Here is a 1564-nt window from a genome sequence, read left to right as displayed (position 1 = left end):
CTCGCCCGGCGCGCTTCGCGCTTGATTCCGGGCGAAGGGGGCGTCGCGGATGTCCGCAACATCCCGAGAGCGATCTTACCCCCGCGGGTCAAGCAGCCGTCCGATCACGCTTTCCCGCGTGATGCGCCCCAGTGTCTTGCCGCCTTCGGTCACAGAGAGGGCGGGAACCTCGCGCAGGCGTTCCATCACTTCGCGGACCGGGGCTTCGGGGTCAACATAGGGCGTGTTCGGGGCGCGGATCGGGCCCGGCTCCATGATGTCAGAGGCTTTCAGCACCCCAAGCGGGTTCATGTGGGCGACGAATTCTGCGACATAGTCAGAGACCGGATTGGCAATGATCTCGCGCGCGGTGCCGCATTGCACGATCCGGCCGCCCTCCATCAGCGCGATACGGTTGCCGATCTTGAAAGCCTCATCAAGGTCATGGCTGACGAAGATGATCGTGCGGTGCAGTTTCTTCTGCAATTCCAGCAACTCGTCCTGCAACCGGGTGCGGATCAAGGGATCGAGGGCCGAGAAGGGTTCGTCCATCAGCAGGATCGGTGCGTCGGTCGCGAAGGCGCGGGCAAGGCCCACGCGCTGCTGCATGCCGCCCGACAGCTCACCCACCTTGCGCTCGGCCCAGTCCGACAGACCCACAAGCGCAAGCTGTTCATCGACCTTCGCCTGCCGCTCGGTGACCGACTGGCCGCCAAGCTCAAGGCCGAGGCCGACATTCTCGCGCACCGTCCGCCAGGGCAACAATCCAAATTGCTGAAAGACCATTGCCACGCATTCGCGGCGCACCTTGAGAAGATCGGGCACCGAAGCGCCACCAACCTCGCAGGACCAGCCGTCATCGTGGATCGTCACCGCGCCGCGGCAGACCGGATTGAGCCCGTTCACCGCGCGCAGAAGCGTTGATTTACCGGACCCCGACAGCCCCATCAGGACTAGGATCTCGCCCTTGGCCACGGTCAGCGAACAATCGTGGACGCCCAGAACCTGCCCGGTCGCCTTCTGGATGTCGCTGCGGCTCATGCCCTTGTCCATCATCGGCAAGGCACGGTCGGGATGATCGCCGAAGACGATATTGACCTTGTCGAACTCGACGGCGATGTCGGTTCCGTTCATTTTATCCGCGCCCATCACATATCCCCCCGCCGCAGCATCCGGTCGAGCACGATGGCCACGACCACAATCACAAAGCCGCTTTCAAAACCAAGCGCCGTGTTCACCGATTGCAGTGCCCGCATGACCGGCACGCCAAGGCCGCTGGCGCCAACCAAGGCTGCGATGACGACCATCGAGAGCGACAGCATGATGGTCTGGTTCAGCCCCGCCATGATCTGCGGAAAGGCGTAAGGCAGTTCGGCCTTGAACAGCACCTGCCGCTTGGTAGCGCCAAAGGCGGTCAACGCCTCGGTCAGGGCCTTCGGCGTCGAGGAAACGCCAAGATGGGTCAGCCGGATCGGCGCGGGCAGGACGAAGACCACGGTCGCCAACAGGCCCGGCACCATGCCAAGGCCGAAAAAGATGATCGCGGGGATCAGATAGACGAAGGTTGGCAGCGTCTGCATCAGGT

The 1564-nt window shown here is 63.4% G+C and carries 2 protein-coding genes; both read right to left on the bottom strand.

Annotated elements, in window-relative coordinates:
* Positions 1–75: 75 nt before the first annotated feature.
* Positions 76–1128 (bottom strand): choline ABC transporter ATP-binding protein, encoded by a 1053-nt coding sequence (choV, locus tag WBB85_RS18460; protein WP_432640058.1) that lies wholly within the window; start codon positions 1126–1128, stop codon positions 76–78.
* Positions 1128–1564, bottom strand: a 437-nt coding sequence (locus WBB85_RS18455) for an ABC transporter permease subunit (protein WP_432640057.1), incomplete at its 5' end; no start/stop codon positions are given. The genes choV and WBB85_RS18455, both read right to left, overlap by 1 nt.

The organism is Albidovulum sp. (genome assembly GCF_049646345.1).
Taxonomy (GTDB): domain Bacteria; phylum Pseudomonadota; class Alphaproteobacteria; order Rhodobacterales; family Rhodobacteraceae; genus Albidovulum.
The sequence above is the reverse complement of the archived record's forward strand: the minus strand, read 5'-3'. Positions and strand labels throughout refer to the sequence as shown.